We start from the raw sequence: 2,132 nt of genomic DNA on the forward strand, positions 1-2,132 counted from the left end.
TATGGTAAATATCGGAATCAAGAGCAGAGAGCCCTGAACGTCTGCTGTTTGTCTTCAAGAGACCTTCATTCGCTAATCACTAAACAAAGAATATGACCTGGTTACCGTTTTTTAGTAGTGTGAATAACGATTCACGCTACTAATTGGTCACCAAAAGACTAATTAACATTGAGGGTGAATAATCGAAACTACTTTTAACGAAGCAACTTTCCTTTAGTTTAGCATTATTTTAACCACTCAATAGTAATGTTGTTACGTTTAAATAAAGGAATATGAAAAACGGATAATTTAGCCTTCAAAGAAACATCACAACCTACAAAAACCAAAAAGAAAATAGATAGCAATAATATTTATGCATTTGAAAAATTCGCAGAAGAGCTTTTACGACATTCGATGGTGCACAGAGCATCCAAAGAATTAGTAAAGAGTGGGACTCGGGCTCCTAGACTTAACTGTGGTGAATCAATGGACATTTTTAAACGGTATTACTGGCTCTATAGTATCGATAGTATTTCCTTAAAACCAATTCTTTGTCGAAACATGTGTTAAGGCTTAATGTCTAGCGTTATTTGTTTGAGGTATCAGTCTTTTAGTCGTAACAAAAAAGTAGCACCTACGTCATCATCTTTTGGCCTACTAAAAGCTCATTTGAACAGTAAAAGGAAGTAATAAATGAAATTAATGTCTATTGGATTTTTTTTAGCTATTCTAGTGTCATTTTCTAAGCTAGCTTTAAGTTCGGAAGTCGTTGAGTGTTATGACTGCAGCCATTCCGATAAAATTGTGTCGTGGGGTATGTTGAACTTAAAGGTTGGTGAAAAAAAGCATATTACGCTTGTTGATATTTACAATAAAAATGCTCGTTCTTTTGATGTAACGCTTTCTCTCACTCCCTCTCTTCCAGGGATGCCTGAAGTTCCGATTGTGACATACATGCTTTCCTCAGTTCCTTCCGGTATTTCAACAATGATGACGGACCTCAGTAATGCTTCGAACTCTCTGGTGGCCGAAGCTGAAGCAAAATCAATTCCGAAAGAAGTTATATCTTCACCCTGGGAATTCGTCAATTGCAGCTATTGTCGTGCTGATGTAAGCGACTATCTAAATAATAGCTTAGAGGGAAAGATAAAAACTGTAGAAGCGACGGCTATCTCCATAGCTCAGGCGCTTAACTTGATTAATACTAGCGTGCCAAACCAGTTTCAAATTCCACTTGAAACTGGCGGCAGTATTTTAGTTGAATTAACAGTAATTAACTCTCCAATAAAGTTAGAAGTTAAAATACTCAGAATTCTTGATACTAACAATAATGAAGTACAGCAAGATGTAACTAAGTTGAACAATATGAACATCAAAGCGGCGCTAGAGGCTCACATAGAAGATATGAACAACTATTTGAGCCCACTAGGGTACGGCGTAAACATGAATTCTTTAATTTTTAGTCGTGGATTTTACAGAGGAAGGATAACGATCGAACGCTTCGATTATAAATAGCGATACCTATATTTGCTGTACTAAATCTTTCCAAAAGCTACGAAATTTGTTTTTAAGCAACTAGAGATACTTCTATTAAAAAGCTTGGCCCTTGTTTGGGCTTAGCTTTTGGTGTAGCCGTTTGCAAGGATAAGAGGTTTCGTAGTTTTAGACTATTTTGAGTGTTTATAAATTCGTGGATAACCAAAGATTACTGCATATGTGTACTAGCTCAGACTTGATCTGACTGTTACCCGTTTTTTCAGGTGCCGCTGTCAGATTAGATTTGAGCTAAATTCTTTTAGCCTAAATTCTTTTAGCCTACTACAAATCACACTAAATTCTTTTAGCATAAATTCTTTTAGCCCAGACCTGTTTCCCATCGACTAACGCTTGCTGTAATTTAAAACCTTCAGCGTCAGCTCTGTGGTGAGGTGAAAACGATAGTAATATAAAGATAAAAAAAAGTGCGACGGTAGCCAGTCTGTTCATAGAATACTGCAAATTTTTCGATTTACTTGAGGTTAACTGAAATTAGATTGAAAGTCCGCTCTTTGTCTTTTGTTGCCTGAAGAGGCAATTTAGCTTGGTATGTGTGCATATGATACCAATAGTCTTGGCTTAATATGTTTCTCCTAAAATCAGGTGTATACTATCGA

General features: G+C 36.4%; 1 protein-coding gene. It reads left to right on the forward strand.

Annotation, left to right across the window (positions count from 1 at the left end; translation table 11 throughout):
* The first annotated feature begins 672 nt into the window (after nt 1-672).
* Nucleotides 673-1,494, forward strand: coding sequence for a hypothetical protein (locus JC525_RS19640; RefSeq protein ID WP_198817820.1), 822 nt, complete (start codon nt 673-675; stop codon nt 1,492-1,494).
* Nucleotides 1,495-2,132 lie beyond the last annotated feature (638 nt).

Origin of the sequence: Alteromonas sp. IB21 (genome assembly GCF_016405965.1) — a bacterium.
GTDB lineage: Bacteria > Pseudomonadota > Gammaproteobacteria > Enterobacterales > Alteromonadaceae > Alteromonas.

Bases quoted from the DNA above. Each gene is read 5' to 3' on its own strand.
- JC525_RS19640 (WP_198817820.1), top strand. From the start codon at position 673: ATGAAATTAATGTCTATTGGATTTTTTTTAGCTATTCTAGTGTCATTT.